Here is a 19,327-nt window from a genome sequence, read left to right as displayed (position 1 = left end):
CTGGCCGAAGGTTGCCTCCTACCAGGATTCTATGAGGGTCTGCTTACGAGAAAACAGACGCTCAAACTCGGTGAAGCAGCGGCAATATCCAACCCTAAACCGACCTTGAAGTTATAAGCGCATAGAGGACTTTTGGGTCCGACTGCATTCGCTTGTTATGTGGCCCTCGCAAGTCACTTCCCCCGATGCATGTTGCGTAGAGGCGGGTTGTATCACTCATTTGTGCCCGCATATTATTGTCGCTTTGCTATAACCCTAATCTCGATAAGTGTGCCTTCTGTAATAAGCTCAGATACACCGATCTCAGTCCATGCGGGAAATGGAGATGAAACGAACTCATCTTTTACCTTCATAAACGTGTGCAAATGCTCTCGCAATCCGACATGGTAAGTTGTCATGTCCACAACATCATCGAATTTGAGTTCCGCTTGCGCAAGGTTTTTTTCGAGGACTTGAAATGTATCTCGAAACTGTGTCTCTGGGTCGGTCGAAACTGAAAGGTCTGGTTGGATTCCTGTTACCCCGGAAAAAAATACATAATCACCGTCATCAATGCCCGGTGACAGATGCCAATCGTTGAGAAAATGCTGAAACTCTGGGGTAACAATAACTCTCTTGGGCCTCATGTTTATCTCCGGTTCAATACTTCCCTCATACATCGGTATCGATGGTTCGCTTCTCTCATCTATGGCCGCCTAACAGCATAATGAAAAGGTAATTGACCTGATAATATATTATCTGCTGCCAGGTGTCCGCTTATGGCCGGTTCGAGAAGCCTGGGAAACGAATTTCAGAGTCTGCTATTGAGAAATCGTCAGCGCAACGAGTGGATTGTCCGACTGCATGCGCTTGTTATGGGGCATTTTGCTTTAATGCAGCTTGCATGCATATAAATTCGAGACCTAGCTGAGCGGCAACTAAAGCCGTAATTTCGCTGTGATCGTAATCCGGCGCCACTTCAACGATATCCATACCGACAAATTCGATATCCCATATCCCCCTTAGAATTTCTAGGGCTTGATTTGAAGTTAGACCCCCTGGAACCGGCGTGCCTGTGCCAGGGGCGAAAGCGGGGTCGAGAGCGTCAATATCGAAAGTGAGGTAAGCCTTATGATCACCTATCATCTGCCTTACTTTCCCTACAGTTGAGTCTATGCCGATTCGGTGAACCGTAGGTGAGTCGATTACAGTAAACTGGTCTTTATCTTTATCGTAGTCGGTCCTGATACCAATTTGTACTGATCTCGTGGGATCAACAATGCCTTCTTCAACGGCACGATAGAACATGCATCCATGGTCGTAAGGATTGTCGTTTCTTTCGGTATCTGTATGCGCATCAAAGTGAACTAGCGATACCGCACCATGCGTTTTTGCAACTTCGCGCAAAATAGGTAGAGAAACAAAATGATCTCCGCCGAGGCTCAATGTTTTTGCCCCCTTTCTTAATATATCAGCGACGCAGGCTTGGGTTTGCTCGACCATTTCAGCGGCATCTCCGTAACGGTAAACCACGTCACCATAATCGAAAACATTTATATAATCGAAAGGATCAAATCCCCAGGGATATTGGTTCCTCCAGCTTGATATGTCACGGCTCGCTTGTCTTATTGCTCTGGGTCCAAATCTTGTGCCAGGGCGATTACAAACGGCGAGATCAAATGGCACACCAAGAATTGCAATGTCAGCGTGTTGAAGCTCTCTGCAATAAGGCCGACGCATGAAGGTGTTGGCGCCAAAAAATGGTGCCTCGGAAGTTTGCTCACTCGGGCGTGAACAACCAAATATAGCGTCTGAGGTATTGATATCAGAATCTTTCATATCTATCTAAATAACATATTATCACGGAAAATATGAGCGTCCGGTATTGGCCGAAAATTGCCGCCTACCAGGGATTGACGAGGGTCTGCTATTGAGAAAGCTGCCGCTCAAAATCGATAGATCAGCGGCGATATCCGACCCATAGGCGTCTTTCGACCCTGCTCGACGTGTCTGTCTCGCAGTCAAGCACCCTTATGCCAATGCACTCAGAGCACGATTTCCAAACGTGCTGTATTAATTCTTCGGCATAAGGTTCCAGCATCGCCATGTAATGGGCTGCTGTCCTGAACCTTTCTTATCTCCCGCACCTGGTCTAGTTCCGCCCTTCATTGATTTTGACTGAATTTAAATCAATGGTGACTATAGTATAGTTCTCGCTATGTTCTCAAAAGTACACACTGTAAAGATTCTTTACAGTTGCACCGGAAAGCTGTAAAAAAATTTTGCAAAATGATTCAAAATTTATATTCAATTATTTTTAAGTTACTGATAAACACCATCATTAATTACGTGGCCTGAAATTTGCTTTATTCATCTAATCTAATATTGAGTGATACTAAATTGAAAAATACAATCATACGAATCTCAGCGGCATTAATATTGTCCTTCGGTTTCGCGACATCAAGCCAGGCCACGCTCATAACCATCAATCTGCCGGTCGATAATATTCTCGCATCGGGTGGATTGTGTTCTGATTCAAGCTGCACGGATGGCCAGCTTTGGGAGGATTTAGGTTCGGGGGCTTTGGCAAATGCTAGTGATTGGACGCAATCCGATTCAGTAACAATCGACCTGGGTGCTGGCACACACTATTTTGCCTGGAACATACTGAATGTAGGTAATTTATCCGACGGTAATCCTGCTGCATTGCTTGCAGAAATCCTTTGGGATGGTAACGCCAACTATTCTTCCTCAGCCTGGGAAGTCTATGATGTAGACACTGGCAATTTCCTCGCGAATGCAACCGAGTATGGCTTCAATGGCGATCCGAACATCTGGACTACCGTAAATGGCGGCGCAGCGGTGAGTGGAATTAGCACAAATGCCAATTGGATTTACACCGCGAACAACTTCGCTAATGCTGATGACTCCGCCTGGATTAGGACCAGTATTACAGTTGTACCTGAACCTTCAATCGTAGCTCTCTTTGGGTTGGGTTTACTCGGTTTAAGTTTTGCTCGTCGCAGAAAAACATAACCAATAACTACTTAGTAAAATAACTAAGCCATCTTATTTTAGGTGGCTTTTTTATGAGTGTCTCAGTTGCGGGTGCTGAGTTCAACTGATCGACGCAACACTTTATCTTTAGAACAAAAGATGGAGTGTCCACAATCGAGCACTGACCTAGGCCCGAAAGGATGGCTTAAAATATTCGGAGATTTGTGGGAGATCGTTTCCGCTATAAAGCAGCTAGAGAACATTCATTCCCGAATAATCACGATACTGTCAAACGGGAAGAGTATTTGATATTTTATTGCTAACTGAACCTAACTAAAGAAATATCCGGCCATGATTCTAAGTGACATACAGCCTCAGTATTTTCCCAGATTGAATTTTTTTGCCCGCATGTTCGAATCCAACCAGTTCATCATCAAGGATGAGGTTCAATTCGTAAACAAGCACAGGTTCACAGACGGTTCGCGCGGGGTATCACACCAGGTGCATTCCCCTATCAAGACCAACCACGGGCCAGTAATGCTTACCGTGTCCGCAAAAAAAGGGAGCTACCTGCCGATCAGCAAAACGCTGGTCTCCTACGATCAGCCGTGGCTGAAAAAGCAATTAAATCAAATCAAACATAACTACAGCAAGTCCCCGCAATTCGAGCCCGTCTTCAGCGAGATCCAGTCGATCCTGGAAAGCGGCTATGAAACGGTGGCTAAACTCAACACGACAACCATATGCTGGGCAGTTAGCCGACTGCTGGGCGTCGATCCGGTAGGTCCGGAACACATGACCCTGAAATCGGTAAATTCGCTGATAGATCAGAAGTTGCCGGGTAAGTTACGCCATATCATCCTCGGCACCGAAGTCGATGTTGGCGCCGCCTATCATCAAATGAGCGCATCGGAAAAGATCGCCCGATTGTGCACGATTTTCGGTGCTACGGATTACATCACCGGCAGAACAGCTTATGAGAGTTATTTAGATCTTGATGTTTTTAGTGAAAGAAATATCAATGTCCGGATTCAGCAATGGCTATGCGAGCCCTATGCGCAACAATATATGGACGTGGAAGAATTTACACCCAATCTCTCCATCATCGATTTGTTGATGAATTGTTCACCTGGCGAGGCGCTGGATCTGCTACTGCCGTAGGTGTTGTCTTTTTGGCTGAAATTGACCGCGCATACGGATAAAGGCGGGCAGGCGCTCCTCGTGGCAAGTTTCGCGTCGTACCCGATGTATTTCCCAGTTGATCGGATAGGGCTTGCGGGAGGGGCCGCGCCTCTTGCAGCTAAAGGCCTCTAGCTGCTCGGCATGGCAGAATACGCAGACTACGCGCTGGAAACCATAATCCAGACCGTCGCAACGCAAATAGGCATCAAATTCGCGATGAACAGTTTATATCAATTTCACTGGTTTCATTCTCAAAAAATGTAGTTTGCCGGTGTAGGAAAATTGTAGGATTCAGTAATGCATTGTTATGCTTAGTGGTGCAATCTCGGCAATGGGTGCCTCGCTAGGCTATTGATTATTAGCCTAATATAATTGCCTTATCGTACTCATAATGGTGGGGTCCCCTGTTCAAATCAGGGCGTAGCCACCATTTCTTTCAATGACTTAGCGTCGTTTCGCATTCTCCAGCAACTCTCACTGTAGGAAATTTGCGGTAGATATCTCTAGTAATGGAATTCACCGCCTCCCGCAGATGCTCGATTTTAACTTTGCTCTAATGGGTTATGATGTCGCCATTCTTGTGACTCAATAGATCTTTTCGATCTTCGATTACTCTGCGGCATTGTTTAAAACCAACGTATAGTGTTTTCCGAGGCTCGTTAAGGGCTCACCAACTATTGTGGCCAGAAGAATTTGAGCCGTCAGATGGATGTTGATTGGAAAAAATCCCAGATCCCCATTATTCAAAGCATTACCAACATCCTCCTCTTTGTAGCTAGAAATTAGATGTTGCATCGACCGATTGAGTTCACATCCCAACTGAGACGTTCGCCTATAAACATCTCACTATGTATCGCGGAGATTTTTAACCTGTTTGGGTGAAACTTACCTCATTTGGGTGATGTGCTTTACTTCTTCATTACTGTATAAGACGTATTAAATAACCAGCAAAAAATTCAGGGGGATTTCTAGTTGTAGCGCTATATATAGTTGTTTGGACTAACAATGCCTACAATATCTGGTATTTTCTTGCTAAGAAGCAATAATTATATGCAAAGTGTAAATGGTTGCTTTGGGTAAATGGTTACTTTGGTATAAATCGGTTGGCATCGCGCGAATCGAAGTCGTTGATTCAGTTATTAACGTCTTTGACTTTTCGGAAACCTGAACAATGTTTTTAATTGATTAAAATTAACTAGTCACCGTTATTTAGTAGATTATATTTTGCCGCAAAATACTCAACGAAGGAGGTATGAAGACAAAAATATGGGAAAAATGAAACGTGTTATGGTAATCGGGGGTGCAGGTTTTGTTGGGTCCAACATATGCAAATACTTTCTCGAAAAAGGTCATAGCGTCGACTGCATCGATAATTTTTCAACTGGACGAAAGGCATCAATTTCAAGCCTTCATGAAAGCCGCTCCTTTCGGTTAATGGAGATTGACATATCGGATCCTGGTTTTGTATCTGAATTTAAAGATGAAAAATACGATGAGATATTTCATTTGGCCTGCCCAACTGGGGTACCGAATATCCTTCCAATGGCCGAGGAAATGCTGGTTACCTGTTCGACCGGAACTTTCAATGTCCTCGAACTGACCAAAAAGTGCAAGTCGAAACTCATATTCTCAAGTTCAGCGGAAGTATACGGCGATCCCGAGATATTCCCACAGCCGGAAACCTATAACGGCAATGTCGATCCCGTTGGCCCCAGAAGCGCTTACGAGGAGGGCAAAAGATTCTCGGAAGCCCTAATCGCTATGTACGTTAATAAATACCAGATCGATGCCAAGATCATGCGGCTGTTTAACACTTTTGGAAACGGGATGTCGCCCGACGACACGCGGGTGATACCGCAATTTTTAAAGAGAATTCGACTAGGCCAGAAAATCACCATTTACGGCGACGGAAACCAGAATAGGGCGCACATGCACGTCCAAGATCTGATACGCGGCATGCTGCTTGCCCTGGAGCGAGGAGCTCCCGGTGAGGTTTACAATATCGGTGGTTCAACCCAGATGACGATCAAGGAGTTAGCCTTTCTGATTGATTCGTTAACGTCGATGCCGGTGGAAATTGAGTTCCGCCCTCATTTCATCGAAGATCATGGCGGCCGCCTACCCAATACCACCAAAATCAGGGGGCTTGGCTGGTCTCCCAGAGTAACGGTAGCCGAAGGATTGCTGGAAATGATGCCTAACTACGGTGTACCAGCGATTGATTCAATTCCACCTGAAACTGGCGAAGTTCTAGAACTAGTGTCTTTTATCCAGTAATCGAAACAATTAGTGACCAAATCGATACTAGCGTTTATAACATTGTACGGTTTCAGTTTTTCGCTATGGGGCACCATAGGATTTATCAGGTTCCTCTCTCAAGACAATGCCCGTGCATACGTATCCCCGATCAGGCTTTTTCTGTTATTCTCGCTCGCGGCCCTGATTGCGTTTTTGCTATTTGAAGTATTGCTTTCGATTTCGACGGCCATTAGCGGTGTTTTTTCTACAGATACCCGGCCAGCAGACGACATAAACTCTCTGCCTGCTCCGATTTCATGGGTATTACCGACGATTTCCTGGACTGCAGCGTCTGTCCTGATCGCATACACCCTGGTGCGTATCTTGCGTGCCGCACTTTCCCTGGTCGATACCTTACTGTTCCCGGTGCTTTACTGGTCGCTATATTATTATCTCGAATATTCGAATATTGCTGAATTCGCCGATATCACGGATCCTGCCTATTTGGAGGAATTGGCTATTTTCTTTTCACTGGCCTTGATCGGGAGCTGGTTTGGCAGCAGGTATCTCGTCGGTCGATTAAGGCTCAACTACTACAGGTGGATCAAGCGCGATTCAACAAACGATAAGCTGACTGAACAATCACATGTCGATCTAGACGACGTGGCCGTGCTAGTGCCGGCCCATAACGAGGAAAAAACCATTCATCTATGTCTTGATGCACTACAAAGAGTCGTACCAATTCGCAATGTCTTTGTCGGTAGCGATGGATCCACCGATAACACGGTAGAGGTGGCCAAGCAATGGGACTGCAATGTCGCGAATATACAGCCCAATGGAGGAAAGGCCCGGGCAATACAATATCTGATCGATCATTACGAACTCTGCGACCACTACAAGGCAGTGCTGATCATGGATGCCGATTCGGAAATCGATGAGGCCTACATGAAAAATGCGTTGCCCCTGTTCGACAATCCATCCGTTGTTGCGATTGCGGGTCATGCAGTTCCCAAATGGAAACCACACTGGATACCGGTTTGGGGAAATTTTTTTATCGCCTACCGAGTCCGCCTATATAAGGTCATGCAGGCTTTTCTTCGCTACGGACAGACATGGGAGTTTTCCAATGTAAGTTACATTATCCCTGGTTTTTCCAGTATGTATCGATGCAGCGTGATTCCCGACATCGATATAACTGCCCCCGGTCTATTGATCGAGGATTTCAACATGACCTTTGAGATTCACAAAAACCGCTGCGGGAAAATAGCATATACGCCCAAAGCGATTTCATTTTGCGAAGATCCTCACTCACTGCGGGATTATTTTTCTCAGGTTAAGCGCTGGAATCTTGGTTTTTGGCAAACGGCGAAAAGACATGGTTTCTGGTTTAGTTTCTTCTGGCTTGCACTCGGCACTTTCACATTAGAGGTGCTGCTGCAAAGCGTGGTATTCCTGATGTTTCCGGTCGTATTGGTCTGGCTTCTGCTAGCCCCCGGCGAAACAATGGCTCTCTGGCTTCCCACGCTAGGGATCGTCAATATCAGCCTGAGCGACGTCGTTATCGGCATATTTCTGGTTGATTACATCTTGACGATAGTTATTGCCGTGCTTGAGAAGAAACCAATGTTATTACTGTACGGCCTGGGATTTGTCTTGCTACGCTGGATCGACGCATTTATTTTTTTGTATACCTTGCCCCTCACTTATTTCGTTGAGTCTGATGGTCGCTGGTCTAGCCCTTCCCGTGCGTAAACTATGACTCCAGGAAATTACGATGATTGATCTAAGTAAAGTCAGGGCACTCGTAATCGCCCCACACCCCGACGACGAAGTCTTTGGATGCGGCGGAATTATTCATCGCATCAAGCGCGAAGGCGGCAAGGTATATGTCATGTATGTTACGGTGGGAACTGCGAAGGATTTTTCCGATAAAGGAATATCGACTGCCGATGAACGCATCAGTGAAATTGAAAAGGTTGCCGATTACCTTGACTTCGATGATTTCGACATTGCCCTGAGCGGAGATAAATACCACCTGAAACTCGACGCCATACCCCAGGGCGAACTGGTACATGCCATCGAAAGGGGGAGCAAACTGGCCTTGCATATAATCGAACCGAACCTGGTCCTCACCACCTCCAATCATGACTACAACCAGGATCACCGCGCGGTATTCAAAGCGACCGTAACCGCACTGCGGCCGGCTTCGTTGAAGCAAAAATCGTATCAGTCGATGCTGGCCACATATGAACTGCCTTATCATGCCTGGAATACTGCCGAGACCCTGAGTTCTTCATCGCTGTATGTTAAATTGGAAGAGGCTGACTTGAGTGCCAAGATTGAAGCGCTCAAGCTCTACCAATCCCAGTTAAAACAAGCCGATAGCCCGCTTTCGGTCCATGGGGTGAAGACCATGGCCAGTTATCGGGGGCTGCAATGCGGAGCCATGGCGGCCGAAACGTTTTGGTTAAAACGATTGGCGATTCTTTGAAGATCGTGGAATCTACCAACAAATTACGCTTATGCCCGTTTGATATCGGTTGTTGATTCAGGAATTAAAGTTGATCGCTCCGGATTTACATTACGCTTGGGCGCGCCTACCCCGGGCGACACATTTCGTAGCGGACGGTGCAGCTTGTTTATTTACCGCTCGTTCCTATGTCGGCTTTTAACCTTAGCACCCATCCGGTAAACAATGGATTGGGATTGAATCGGGAAACACAATCGTGACAATATTGTTAACCAACCTAGAATCGAAAGCGGCAACTCTTGGCCGACCCGATCCAATTTGTCCTAATACGATCGGGGGATCATCGGTACCTACCGCGAAATCACGAGGCCCTTTATCAAAATTTATCTTGATCCTCGTTTATTTAGTTTTATGCCATTCTGAATCGGCTTTTGCGGGTGATTTTAAAAAGCGATTTGGCGCCAGTCCTTTGTTGCCGTCTTCCCAGGATCGTGTGTTGACGCTGATAAGTGCCCAAGTCGACAGCTTAGCAACGGATACGGATGGCACCGAGGCGCCAGAGCAGGATACGCCACCACCGCAAACCGACGACGCCACACCGGTGGAAGAACTGGAAACCGTGTTACCGGATTCTTCCACAACGACAAGTCAGGAAACTAGGTTATTTAATTGGGAAAGTACACACGTCCAGGCCGAGGTCGAATACTTGAACGTCTTAGAGGCTACGGATCCGATATTCGAGCAGGAAGATTTTATCAGCCGTGTAAAATCCTATTCCGATTTCAAAATCACGGATAACCTGAATTTGCTGCTGGAGACCGATATCATCTTCGACGAAGAGAAGAACATTTTTGATCAGGACGAAAAGTTTCTGTTTCGAAAAGGCCTGAACATCGATATGTTGAAACTGGACTACAGTGGAGAACGATTCTCATTATTCGCCGGACGATATGAGCCCGCTTCTGAAATATTTCCCGAATCCCCGACATTTTTCGGCAATTATTCGAATTACATCAATCTCGACGAAAAAATAAGCCTCGGTGGAGCGGTCAGACTGGGCAACGAATCCACCGACGAGCACTGGCTAACGCTTCATTTGTTTCATGTCGACACGTCTTTTCTTAGTGCCCCCCTGCTCAGTGGCTTGGACGAAGTGGATAAGGAAGACGGTGGGACTGGAAATACCGAGAAATTTGATAATGGGCTTCTCACTTTTCACGGAAGCTCAAACTACGGAGCCGGAAGAGTCGACTACGTCCTCGGTTACGGAGAACAGCAGCCGGGTCTCGACCTGGAGCTGGTTGAAAAGATGTCCATCGGCGCATTGTACGGGGTAATTAAGCCGTCCGAGAACTACGAAATCGAGTTGGGCTTGGAACTTTTAGACATCGAAAATGCGAACAATAATCCCGAAGACCATAGTACCGTTACCATCAGCGCATATTACAACGCATGGCCCCTGGGTATCGGACTTGCCTACTCGGAACGGGAAGTAACGCCCAACGATGCCAGTGAGGAGGCAGCGACGGGCAGAATTGTCGAAGTAGTCGTACGTTACTGGATTAACGACAATTGGAGCCTCGAATCGGCTCTCGAAACCATAGATGAAACCAGCTTCGAAGAAACTCTGTTTGGATTGGTTTTAGTTTACAGTTTCGATGAAGTGGTTTTACCGGCTTCTACTCCGGCAGACCGAGTTGACCGGCGCCGGTAGCAGCGACAGGCTCTGCATGGTGAAAAGAGTGAGCAACCGCAGACTCCGCCCTATGCCAGGTCCGGCCGATTCCTGCGCTTTTTGGTGCAAACATCGTAGGCCTGAATCTGTCATATAAATCCAATCTGGACAATAATCCGTATATCAAGGATATTTACGGTGACAGTTATCTTTTAATAGCGAAAACGGAAATCCCGATTATGCAGCCTGCCAGCACCACTTTATTAAGACGACCGCTAAAATATCTGCTTGATGGTATCTTGGTGATTTCTGTCCTGCTCGTGGTTTCCTGTATCAAGCCGGATAGTTACTCGGTTACCTCGAACGAAGCTGAACATACTCATAAGATAGTATTGGGGTGGGTGCCTTATTGGGATCAGGATGACGCGATGGAATCGTTTCAGGAAAACATTGACTTGTTTACTCACATTTCTCTTTTCTGGTATGTCCTCGACGAAAGTGGAAAAATAAAAAAATACAAGGGTGCGAGGGAAAGCAGGGAACTGATAAGGTCTGTGCAAAAAAATGGCGTAAAGGTGCTGGCAATAATCACCAATCTTCCGGACGACGATAACGAGGGGGCCTCTAACTGGGATCCGGAACGGGTTTGGGAGGTTATAAAATCGAAAAACCGGAGACAGAAACATGTCGCCGACCTGATTGACCTTGTGAATCGCATGGGATTCGATGGCATCAACATCGATTACGAAGCTTTGCCTGGCGAATACAGAAGCAATTTCACGCAGTTCATACAATTGCTGGGAGAAGCTTTACAGAACCAGGGCAAGGTGCTCGCCGTTGCCTTGCACCCCAAGACTTCGGAGGACAATCCAATGGAAGATAATGGTTCGCATGCCCAGGACTGGAGTGAAATACACCCCTATGTCGATCAAATGCACTTCATGACTTACGGCGAACATTACCCAGGCAGCCAACCGGGGCCGTTGGCGTCGCCAGCATGGGTAGATGGAGTTCTGAATTACGCGATCGAAAAACGAGGAGTTCCCGTGGACAAGGTTTTTCTGGGCCTGCCGCTTTATGGGGAGGTGTGGGAGCGCAAAAAAAGTAACCAATTTGTAGGTGTGGACAAGGAATTTACCTATCGTAAAATTTCTTCATTCCAGGACAGGTTCGACGCCGAGGTCAAATGGAGCGATCCGCACGGCAGTCCCTACCAGTTGTTCGAGGACAGCAGGGGAGTAGGCTATGTAGCCTGGTTCGAAAACAAGGACAGTATCAGGGAAAAGCTTAAACTCAAGGCCAAGTATGGGATTAATAATATAGGCTTGTGGAGGCTGGGCGAGGAAGATCCGGGTATATGGGAAGAAATCAGAGATTCACTGCATTGAAAAACCGTAGGCCTTAAATGAAAAGTAAGCTCCGGATAAATCCGCCAGATTGAAAACCAAGCAAATTCAAATTGAAAGCACGACAATGACGTGATCGTAAAGAATTGACACGAAAAGACATTTTATTTTTAAAGTAAATACTTTACGTACATTTTTAATGCCCACAGATCCGCGGCCATCTACCGATTTTATCAACTGAACCGCCCGCAAATCCGGCTCTTCCGTAGTCCGGGAACTAACTCGCTGCCTCGGAAATCGAGAATTTCCGCACAGCTATTTTACGTATTTATCTAAGGTAACTAATCCGGAAATCTGCTATATATATAACAAATACGGTATCAGGTTTAAGTGGTGAAAAAGAAAGTTTTGTATAAATGGTCGTTCTACCATGGATCGGATTCAGCCACCCAGGACAGCAAAATCGAAGATATTTACTTGACCTATTCGCTCTATTGCTTGGTAAATCATGATCCATCGACGCGAAAAGCCTTGGACGAAGAGCGGGAAAAAGCTGCTGGTAAAGTGCTTCACTCGCTCGGCATGGAGTCATTCGACATCGCGGGTGACCAGCTTCCCTGGTTATTTGTCGACGAAGGTTATGAAAACTATGTATTGACTCGGGATAATAAAGTGATTGTGCGCGACGCCGATCAACGCGAGTATTCGCTCGACGACACCGACGACCTCGAACAACTCAGAAAACAACTCGGTCCCGTTAAGGCCAAAGTTGCGCAAATCAACAGATAACCCTTCTTGACCATGCCAATCCCGCCCCTATACTGAGGCTTGCGAATTTTAGGGGAAGACAATCTCTCCCGATGTGAATATTGTTCGAACCTCGCTAGAAGCATTACTCTAGTCTTCCGTACTTGCCAAAGGGACAGGCCATCATGACCTTGTGCGACATTCAGCCTCATTATTTCCCGAGATTACACTACTTCGCGCGGATGTTTGCATCCGAGCATTTTGTCATCAGGGACGATGTCCAGTTTGTGAAAAACCACAAGTTTTCCGATGGAACCCGTGGCGTATCTCACCAGGTGCATAGCCCGATAAAAACCAATGCGGGGATACATCTTTTAAATGTACCGATAAAAAAGGGCGGAATGCTGCCAATTTATCAAACCCAGATTTCCTACGATCAACCCTGGGCCAAGAAACAGTTGAACCAGCTAAAATCTAACTACTCCAAGTCCCCCGAGTTTCATTCTGTCTTCGCCGAAATCGAGGCCATTCTCGAGGCGGGATACGAAACAGTAGCCAAGCTCAATAATGCTACCTTATTCTGGGCATTGTTTCGCCTGCTGGAAGGCCGTGCGCCCGAATCCTTGGCCAGCCTGTCCCTGGAATCGGTTAATACGCTTTTACAAGAAAGACGGATTGGCGATTTTTACCATATTACTACAGGTACAAGCCTATTTTCCGAGGAAAACGAAATATCAGCATCTGAAAAAATTGTATCCCTGTGTAAAAATTTTGAGGCAACGAACTATCTTGCCGGGGGGACCGCCTTTGACAGTTACATGGATCGCGAAGTTTTCCAGGATAATCAGATTAATATCGAGGTACAGAGCTGGACTTGCCGTCCTTATCCGCAACAAAATACCCAGTTCGAAGCATTTATTCCAAACTTATCCATTATCGACCTGTTAATGAACTGCTCGGCCGAGCAAGCACTGGATATATTGTTATTCCGGGGATAGCACCCAAACCGCCGCCCGGCCACAAACAAACCGATAGACACATTGGCACAAAGAAGGGAGTTGCCCCTGTTCCCGGAAATTCGTCGGCATCGAAGGTGCGCCGCGGTCGCCGTTTAGCCAACACCCTTCCTAAACAACATTAAAATCAGCAGTTTTAATTTGCCGGGATCAAGGTACTCTGCAGCGCTCGCGACGCCCAAAAGTACCAGCCTTGATGATGGCCCCCTGCTGTGTTTCATCCGGTACGAGCTATTTTACCCCTTGAAGTCGATATCCCAGTGGCTGCCGTCGCAAAATGGCTTATTCTTCGAAGCCCCGCAGCGGCACAAGGTAAAGCGGGCCGATGTCGCTCCGGCGCCAAGTTCGTGATCGGCGAGATCAACACCGCTGATCGCATAGGGTCCATCCTTCATGACTCTGATTCGGGATTCTGAGGTTTGCTCGCGGGTCTCGGAGTTGGTTGTATAGCTCAGAGCGCCCGATGGGCACTGGTTAACGAGCGCGATGATCTCCTCGACGCTGGCCCCATCCGGATCGATCCAGGGGTTGGAGCTCATTTTGAATACTGCGCTTAACTGGTCGGTACAGTAACCGGCATGTGCACAGATACTGCGGTTGTCATGGATCGATAAGTGCGTGCCGGAGTAACTGGCCACGCGGTTTTCCCCGGTGTCAGATTCATTGCGATCGTTGAAACTGTTTTTACGATGCGTTCCATCGCAGAAGGGTTTGTTGCTTGAACCACCGCAGCGGCACAGCGCTACGTCGCTGACGCTAGAGACAGTTTCACCTTCAGGCCCCGGAACACAGAGCTCAACTGCCGACATCGCTTCACTTTTCAGTAAATACGGACCATTCTTGGCACAGCTGATGGCGGGTCTGATTTTATTCATTTCAACTCCTTAAGTGTATAAATTCGACCCTTGTTTCAGGTAGCCGACTGTCCCCTATCGATCGGATAATTTAAAGCAAGGAAAATAGTGTTGCAACTATTCCAGCGGGACCATGCCCTGCAGGACCGTAGGAATCAATTCTGCCACTGTTGGATGAATGTGAACGGCGCGCGCGATAACGGTATAGGGCCGGCGCGCGTACATCGTGTCTAGCAGGCAGTGAATGACTTCGTCCCCATTGAGGCCCAGAATGGCGGCGCCCAGGATTTCCTCGGTCTCGGCATCGACGATGATCTTGATGAATCCACGCGTTTCGCCGAACTCGCGGGCCCGGCCGACCTGGGTCATCATGCGCTTGCCGATCAGCGCGGGTTTTCCGGACGCTCGCACCTCCCTTTCCGTCATGCCGATGCGGCCCAATGGCGGATCAACGAATAATCCGTAACATAGTATTCGGTCCGTCACTTTGCGGGGGTCATCATCGAACAGGTTGGCGACGACGATCTCGTAGTCGTTGTAGGAGGTGTGGGTAAACGCGCCGCGTCCATTGACGTCACCGATCGCCCAGATACCTGGCACGCTTGTGCGCAGCTGATCGTCAACATTGATGAAGCCGAACCGGTTGGTTTCGACGCCCGCCCGGTCAACGCCGAGATCATCGGTATTGGGATCTCGTCCCACGGCAGCAAGCAGGTGTGAGCCCGTTACCTCTTCGGGACCCTCGTCGCAGCTGACCCGAATCGCAACCCCGGTGTCCGTTTTCCTGACCCTGAAGCAATCCGCGTTCAAACGGAACTGAACACCCTCTCCCTCCAAAATTTTCCTGACCGCGTTCGAGACATCGTCATCGTCTCTGCCGATAATCCGATCGTGCTTTTCCACGACTGTCACTTCGCTGCCGAAGCGTCGATACATTTGCGCGAATTCCAGTCCAATGTAACTGCCGCCGACGATAATGAGATGTTGCGGAAGAAAATCGACATCCATCATGCTCGAGTTGTTCAGGAATGGTATCTCGTCAATACCTTCCCAGTCCGGTACCCGGGCGCGCCCACCGACGTTGATGAATATCTTCTCGGCCTCGATCGTCTCGCCATTGATTTCAACTGCGTTGGGACCCGTGAAACTGGCGTGCCCGCGGATCAGGTCAACATTGTCCATCCCCTCGATCCAGCTGGTGACGCCCCGGTTCGAGGCTCCTGAAATTTCGTCTTTGCGTGCTTTGACGGCGACCATGTCCACGGCGATGTCACCGGGAATCTGTACCCCGAATCGCGGGGCTTCGCGTGCCATATAAGCGGCCCGCGCACTGGCGACGAGGGTTTTCGTCGGGATACAGCCGACATTGACGCAGGTACCGCCGACAAGGCCGCGCTCTATGATGGCCGTTCGAAGTCCCTCGGCATTCAGTCGACCAGCCAGCGCCGGTCCCGACTGGCCGGTGCCGATAATTATTGCCTCGTACTGATTAGACATGGTTGCCTCCTGTTTGGCTTTATCGATTTGGTCACTGCGACCGACATGTTTTGTGGCCTGGCTGGCAATGACACCGCAGTGAAATTCGCAGCCTATAGGCTATCGGAAAAGCCATTGTAATCCTGACGCGCGTGACGTTAAATATTAACAGTTGCCTTTACGGTAACCCAAATATAACCAAGAGGAGTCGAATTATCATTAATCCAGGCAGACAACCTGCTTGCTTGCACTTGCTTGGCTGCTAATCGCGGGATTTCGTTGGATATTCAATCCTTAGCGATAATCGCCGGCGGCCTGCTGCTGTTTTCGTTGATCTCGGGCCGCCTGCGCGACACGATCATCACCGCGCCGCTGGTGTTCGTCGGCTTCGGTTTGGTTGTCGGTTCCAGTGGCGTTGGCGTCGCGCATATCGATCCCGGGCACGGCATGATCCATTTCATCGCCGAATGCACCTTGATCCTGGTGCTATTCACCGATGCCGCGCGCATCAAACTTGGCGACGTCAGGATCGATCACAACCTGCCTCAGCGCATGCTCGTGCTCGGATTACCGTTAACGATGCTGTGCGGCGCGCTGGTCGCGGTCTGGCTGTTTCCTGCCTTTTCGCTGTGGGAGGCGGCACTGTTGGCCGCGCTTCTGGCGCCGACCGATGCCGCGCTCGGCCAGTCGGTGGTCTCGGCGAAAGCGGTACCGGCACGCATCCGCCAGGCGATTAATATCGAGAGTGGCCTTAACGACGGTATTGCACTGCCGGCGGTGTTGCTGTTCGCGAGCCTCGCGGGCGCCGCCCATGGCACGCAGAACGATGCCAGCATGTGGGTGCAATTCGGATTGATGCAACTCGTGCTCGGCCCGATCGTCGGCATTATTATCGGCGCCACCGGCGCCGTTGCGCTCGACCGCGCGGTGGTGTGCGGCTGGATGGGCGACAGTTACCAGGGGATCGCAATCCTCGCGCTCGCGATATTGATTTACGTTGCCGCCGAACTGATCGGCGGCAACGGGTTCATCGCCGTTTTTATTGGCGGCATGGTATTCGGCAACCGTTTGCAAAACGCCTGTACCTTCCTGTTCGAATTCATGGAAACCGAGGGCCAGCTGCTGATGCTGATTACGTTCCTGATTTTTGGCGCGGTTATGCTGCCGCAAGCGCTCGAACACGCCGGCGTTGAGCACCTGGTCTACGCGTTGTTGAGTCTGACCGTGGTTAGGATGCTACCGATCCTGCTGTCATTGATCGCCACCGGCGTGCGCCTGCCGACGCAACTGTTTCTCGGCTGGTTCGGCCCGCGCGGACTCGCTTCGGTGTTGTTTCTTTTGCTGATCATCGAAGAATCCGATTTGCCGCAACGCGACGAAATTTTTACCGTCACCGTGCTCACGGTGACGTTGAGTGCGCTGCTGCACGGCGTCAGCGCCGCGCCGCTGGCAAACGCTTATGCTCGGCTGGCCGCCGGCATGGGCGAATGCGAAGAAAACATGCCCGCCGTGGAGATACCGTTGCGCGAAGGGCACATTATTGAAACCAAACAAGGGTAGGATCATGAAAAAAATTGCCTTGACCGAATGGAACAAGTTACCCGACCGCCAACCGACGCATGCTCTGGTCGCAGGCGTCGATCTCGTCATCGTTCGTTTCGACGACCGGTTCAGTGTGCTCTACGGGCGCTGCGCGCATCGCGGTGCGTTGATGGCTGACGGCTTTGTTTCCGGTGATAACCTTATATGCGGAGTCCATAACTGGGATTACCGCATGGATACCGGCATCAGCGAATACAATAACAGCGAGACGCTGCCGAAATTTAATGCCTGGGTCGAAGACGGCCAGGTCTGCGTCGACGAAGACGAAGTCAGCGCCTGGGCCGGGGCCAACCCGCAACCCTATAATCGTGACAGTTACCAGGGCGCCTACCAGGACCCCCATGGCACCGTCGACGAGCCCTACGTCAAGTTCATTCGCCAGCTTGCCAATGACGGCCTGAGCAAGACCGGGCACCACGGTCCCGCCTCGGCTATGGGCGTGCCACGCGATCTGTTGCCGAAGTGGGATGACATTCAGTTCGTGGTCGGGCAGTTGCACAAGCTGCCGCGACTCGACGACGAAGCCGTCGGCACCGATCTGGTGATCGGGCCTAATGCGAACAAGCCACTCAAGCTCGATATTCCACTGTTCGTCTCCGACATGAGCTTCGGCGCGCTGTCTGAGGAAGCCAAGACTGCGCTGGCCAAGGGTGCCGAACTCGCCGGCACTGGCATCTGCTCCGGCGAGGGCGGCATGCTACCCGAAGAGCAGGCGGCCAATTCGCGCTACTTTTACGAGCTCGCGTCAGCACGCTTCGGTTATTCGCTGGATAAGGTCAAGAAAACCCAGGCGTTTCACTTCAAAGGCGGTCAGGGCGCCAAAACCGGGACCGGCGGGCATTTGCCGGGCAACAAGGTCAAGGGCAAGATCGCCGAGGTGCGCGGATTACCCGAAGGCCAATCGGCGATTTCGCCGGCCCGTTTTCCGGACTGGACCTCGTTCGATCAGTACCGTGATTTTGCCGGCGAAGTGCGCGAGTGTACCGGCGGCATTCCGATTGGTTTCAAACTATCGGCGCAGCATATTGAAAAGGACCTCGACGCGGCGCTCGAGATTGGCGTTGACTATGTCATTCTCGATGGACGCGGCGGCGGCACCGGCGCCGCGCCACTGATCTTCCGCGATAACATTTCGGTGCCGACGATCCCGGCGCTGGCGCGAGCACGCCGGCATCTCGATCGCTGCAACGCTGATGGGGTGACGTTAATCATCACCGGTGGTCTACGCCACCCGGCCGATTTCGCCAAGGCGCTCGCACTCGGTGCTGATGGAGTTGCAGTGTCCAATGCGGCCATTCAAGCCATCGGTTGCCTCGGCATGCGCGCCTGTCATACCAATAATTGTCCGGTTGGTATCGCCACGCAAAAACCGCATTTACGCGCGCGCTTACCCGTAGATATCGCGGCAGAGCGCCTGGCGCGGTTTTTCGGTGCCACGGTGGACCTGATGGCGGTGCTCGCACGGGCTGCCGGGCACGATCATCTGAACCAGTTTTCGATCGACGATCTAACAACATTCGACGTGGACATGGCGCGACTCAGCGGCGTCGCCTACGGCGGCGTCGATCTCGACGGAGGGCAATAACCATGCATCCCACCGATTTTCTCACAGTCGCGGTGACCCAATTCGTTTATCAGTCAACCTGGGGATGGCTGAAATGAACGAATCGACCACACATCTGGAATGATACCGCGTAGCGGATGTTTTAGAAGCAGAACGTAACCACCATTTTATAGTTGCATTG

The 19,327-nt window shown here is 49.6% G+C and carries 15 protein-coding genes, 1 pseudogene and 1 other annotated feature; of the genes and pseudogenes, 11 read left to right on the top strand and 5 right to left on the bottom strand.

The genetic code is table 11. The features are described 5' to 3' along the window. Positions 1-233: 233 nt before the first annotated feature. A complete protein-coding gene (locus OES20_14760) occupies positions 234-626 on the bottom strand; it encodes a RidA family protein (GenBank protein MDH3635959.1) in 393 nt (130 codons plus the stop codon). Between the two features lie 226 nt (positions 627-852). After that, positions 853-1,818, bottom strand: coding sequence for an agmatinase (gene speB / locus OES20_14755; protein MDH3635958.1), 966 nt, complete (start codon positions 1,816-1,818; stop codon positions 853-855). Between the two features lie 145 nt (positions 1,819-1,963). Beyond that, positions 1,964-2,062, bottom strand: a sequence feature (23S ribosomal RNA rRNA prediction is too short). A 302-nt stretch (positions 2,063-2,364) separates the two neighbouring features. Here speB and OES20_14750 point away from each other — a divergent pair. Both OES20_14750 and OES20_14745 read left to right on the top strand, forming a co-directional pair. After that, entirely contained in the window at positions 2,365-3,015 is a 651-nt protein-coding gene (locus OES20_14750; protein ID MDH3635957.1) for a PEP-CTERM sorting domain-containing protein, read from the top strand. 312 nt (positions 3,016-3,327) lie between these two features. After that, the gene (locus tag OES20_14745) at positions 3,328-4,137 is read left to right on the top strand and encodes a WbqC family protein (GenBank protein MDH3635956.1); all 810 of its coding nucleotides are present in this window, start codon (positions 3,328-3,330) and stop codon (positions 4,135-4,137) included. A gap of 123 nt (positions 4,138-4,260) precedes the next feature. Here the strand turns inward: OES20_14745 and OES20_14740 are convergent. Further along, a pseudogene (locus OES20_14740) lies at positions 4,261-4,380 on the bottom strand (transposase zinc-binding domain-containing protein). A gap of 1,044 nt (positions 4,381-5,424) precedes the next feature. Here OES20_14740 and OES20_14735 point away from each other — a divergent pair. The 7 genes from OES20_14735 (at position 5,425) to OES20_14705 (ending at position 13,632) form a co-directional block, all read left to right on the top strand. After that, complete coding sequence (locus OES20_14735; GenBank protein ID MDH3635955.1) at positions 5,425-6,435, top strand: NAD-dependent epimerase/dehydratase family protein; 1,011 nt, start codon at positions 5,425-5,427, stop codon at positions 6,433-6,435. 12 nt (positions 6,436-6,447) lie between these two features. Beyond that, the gene (locus tag OES20_14730) at positions 6,448-8,148 is read left to right on the top strand and encodes a glycosyltransferase family 2 protein (GenBank protein ID MDH3635954.1); all 1,701 of its coding nucleotides are present in this window, start codon (positions 6,448-6,450) and stop codon (positions 8,146-8,148) included. Positions 8,149-8,170: 22 nt separating this feature from the next. Then, positions 8,171-8,887, top strand: coding sequence for a PIG-L family deacetylase (locus OES20_14725; GenBank protein ID MDH3635953.1), 717 nt, complete (start codon positions 8,171-8,173; stop codon positions 8,885-8,887). 235 nt (positions 8,888-9,122) lie between these two features. Next, positions 9,123-10,580: a hypothetical protein gene (locus tag OES20_14720; protein MDH3635952.1), complete on the top strand. Its 1,458-nt coding sequence runs from the start codon at positions 9,123-9,125 to the stop codon at positions 10,578-10,580. A 200-nt stretch (positions 10,581-10,780) separates the two neighbouring features. Further along, a complete protein-coding gene (locus tag OES20_14715; GenBank protein MDH3635951.1) occupies positions 10,781-11,929 on the top strand; it encodes a glycosyl hydrolase family 18 protein in 1,149 nt (382 codons plus the stop codon). A 351-nt stretch (positions 11,930-12,280) separates the two neighbouring features. Beyond that, positions 12,281-12,676 carry a hypothetical protein gene (locus OES20_14710; GenBank protein MDH3635950.1) on the top strand — a complete coding sequence of 132 codons (396 nt, stop codon included), beginning with the start codon at positions 12,281-12,283 and terminating at the stop codon, positions 12,674-12,676. Between the two features lie 143 nt (positions 12,677-12,819). Then, positions 12,820-13,632, top strand: coding sequence for a WbqC family protein (locus tag OES20_14705; protein ID MDH3635949.1), 813 nt, complete (start codon positions 12,820-12,822; stop codon positions 13,630-13,632). Between the two features lie 254 nt (positions 13,633-13,886). Here OES20_14705 and OES20_14700 read toward each other — a convergent pair whose 3' ends face one another. Next, complete coding sequence (locus tag OES20_14700; protein MDH3635948.1) at positions 13,887-14,525, bottom strand: CDGSH iron-sulfur domain-containing protein; 639 nt, start codon at positions 14,523-14,525, stop codon at positions 13,887-13,889. A gap of 96 nt (positions 14,526-14,621) precedes the next feature. After that, positions 14,622-16,001, bottom strand: coding sequence for an FAD-containing oxidoreductase (locus OES20_14695; protein ID MDH3635947.1), 1,380 nt, complete (start codon positions 15,999-16,001; stop codon positions 14,622-14,624). Positions 16,002-16,259: 258 nt separating this feature from the next. On the opposite strand from OES20_14695, the gene OES20_14690 reads away from it, so the two are divergent. Further along, the gene (locus tag OES20_14690) at positions 16,260-17,540 is read left to right on the top strand and encodes a cation:proton antiporter (protein MDH3635946.1); all 1,281 of its coding nucleotides are present in this window, start codon (positions 16,260-16,262) and stop codon (positions 17,538-17,540) included. A 4-nt stretch (positions 17,541-17,544) separates the two neighbouring features. After that, positions 17,545-19,167 carry a glutamate synthase-related protein gene (locus OES20_14685; GenBank protein MDH3635945.1) on the top strand — a complete coding sequence of 541 codons (1,623 nt, stop codon included), beginning with the start codon at positions 17,545-17,547 and terminating at the stop codon, positions 19,165-19,167. The last annotated feature ends 160 nt before the right edge of the window (positions 19,168-19,327 follow it).

The sequence above is a fragment of the Gammaproteobacteria bacterium genome (assembly GCA_029862005.1).
Classification (GTDB): Bacteria; Pseudomonadota; Gammaproteobacteria.
Note: the sequence above shows the minus strand (reverse complement) of the source record. Positions and strands in the feature narration are given on the sequence as shown.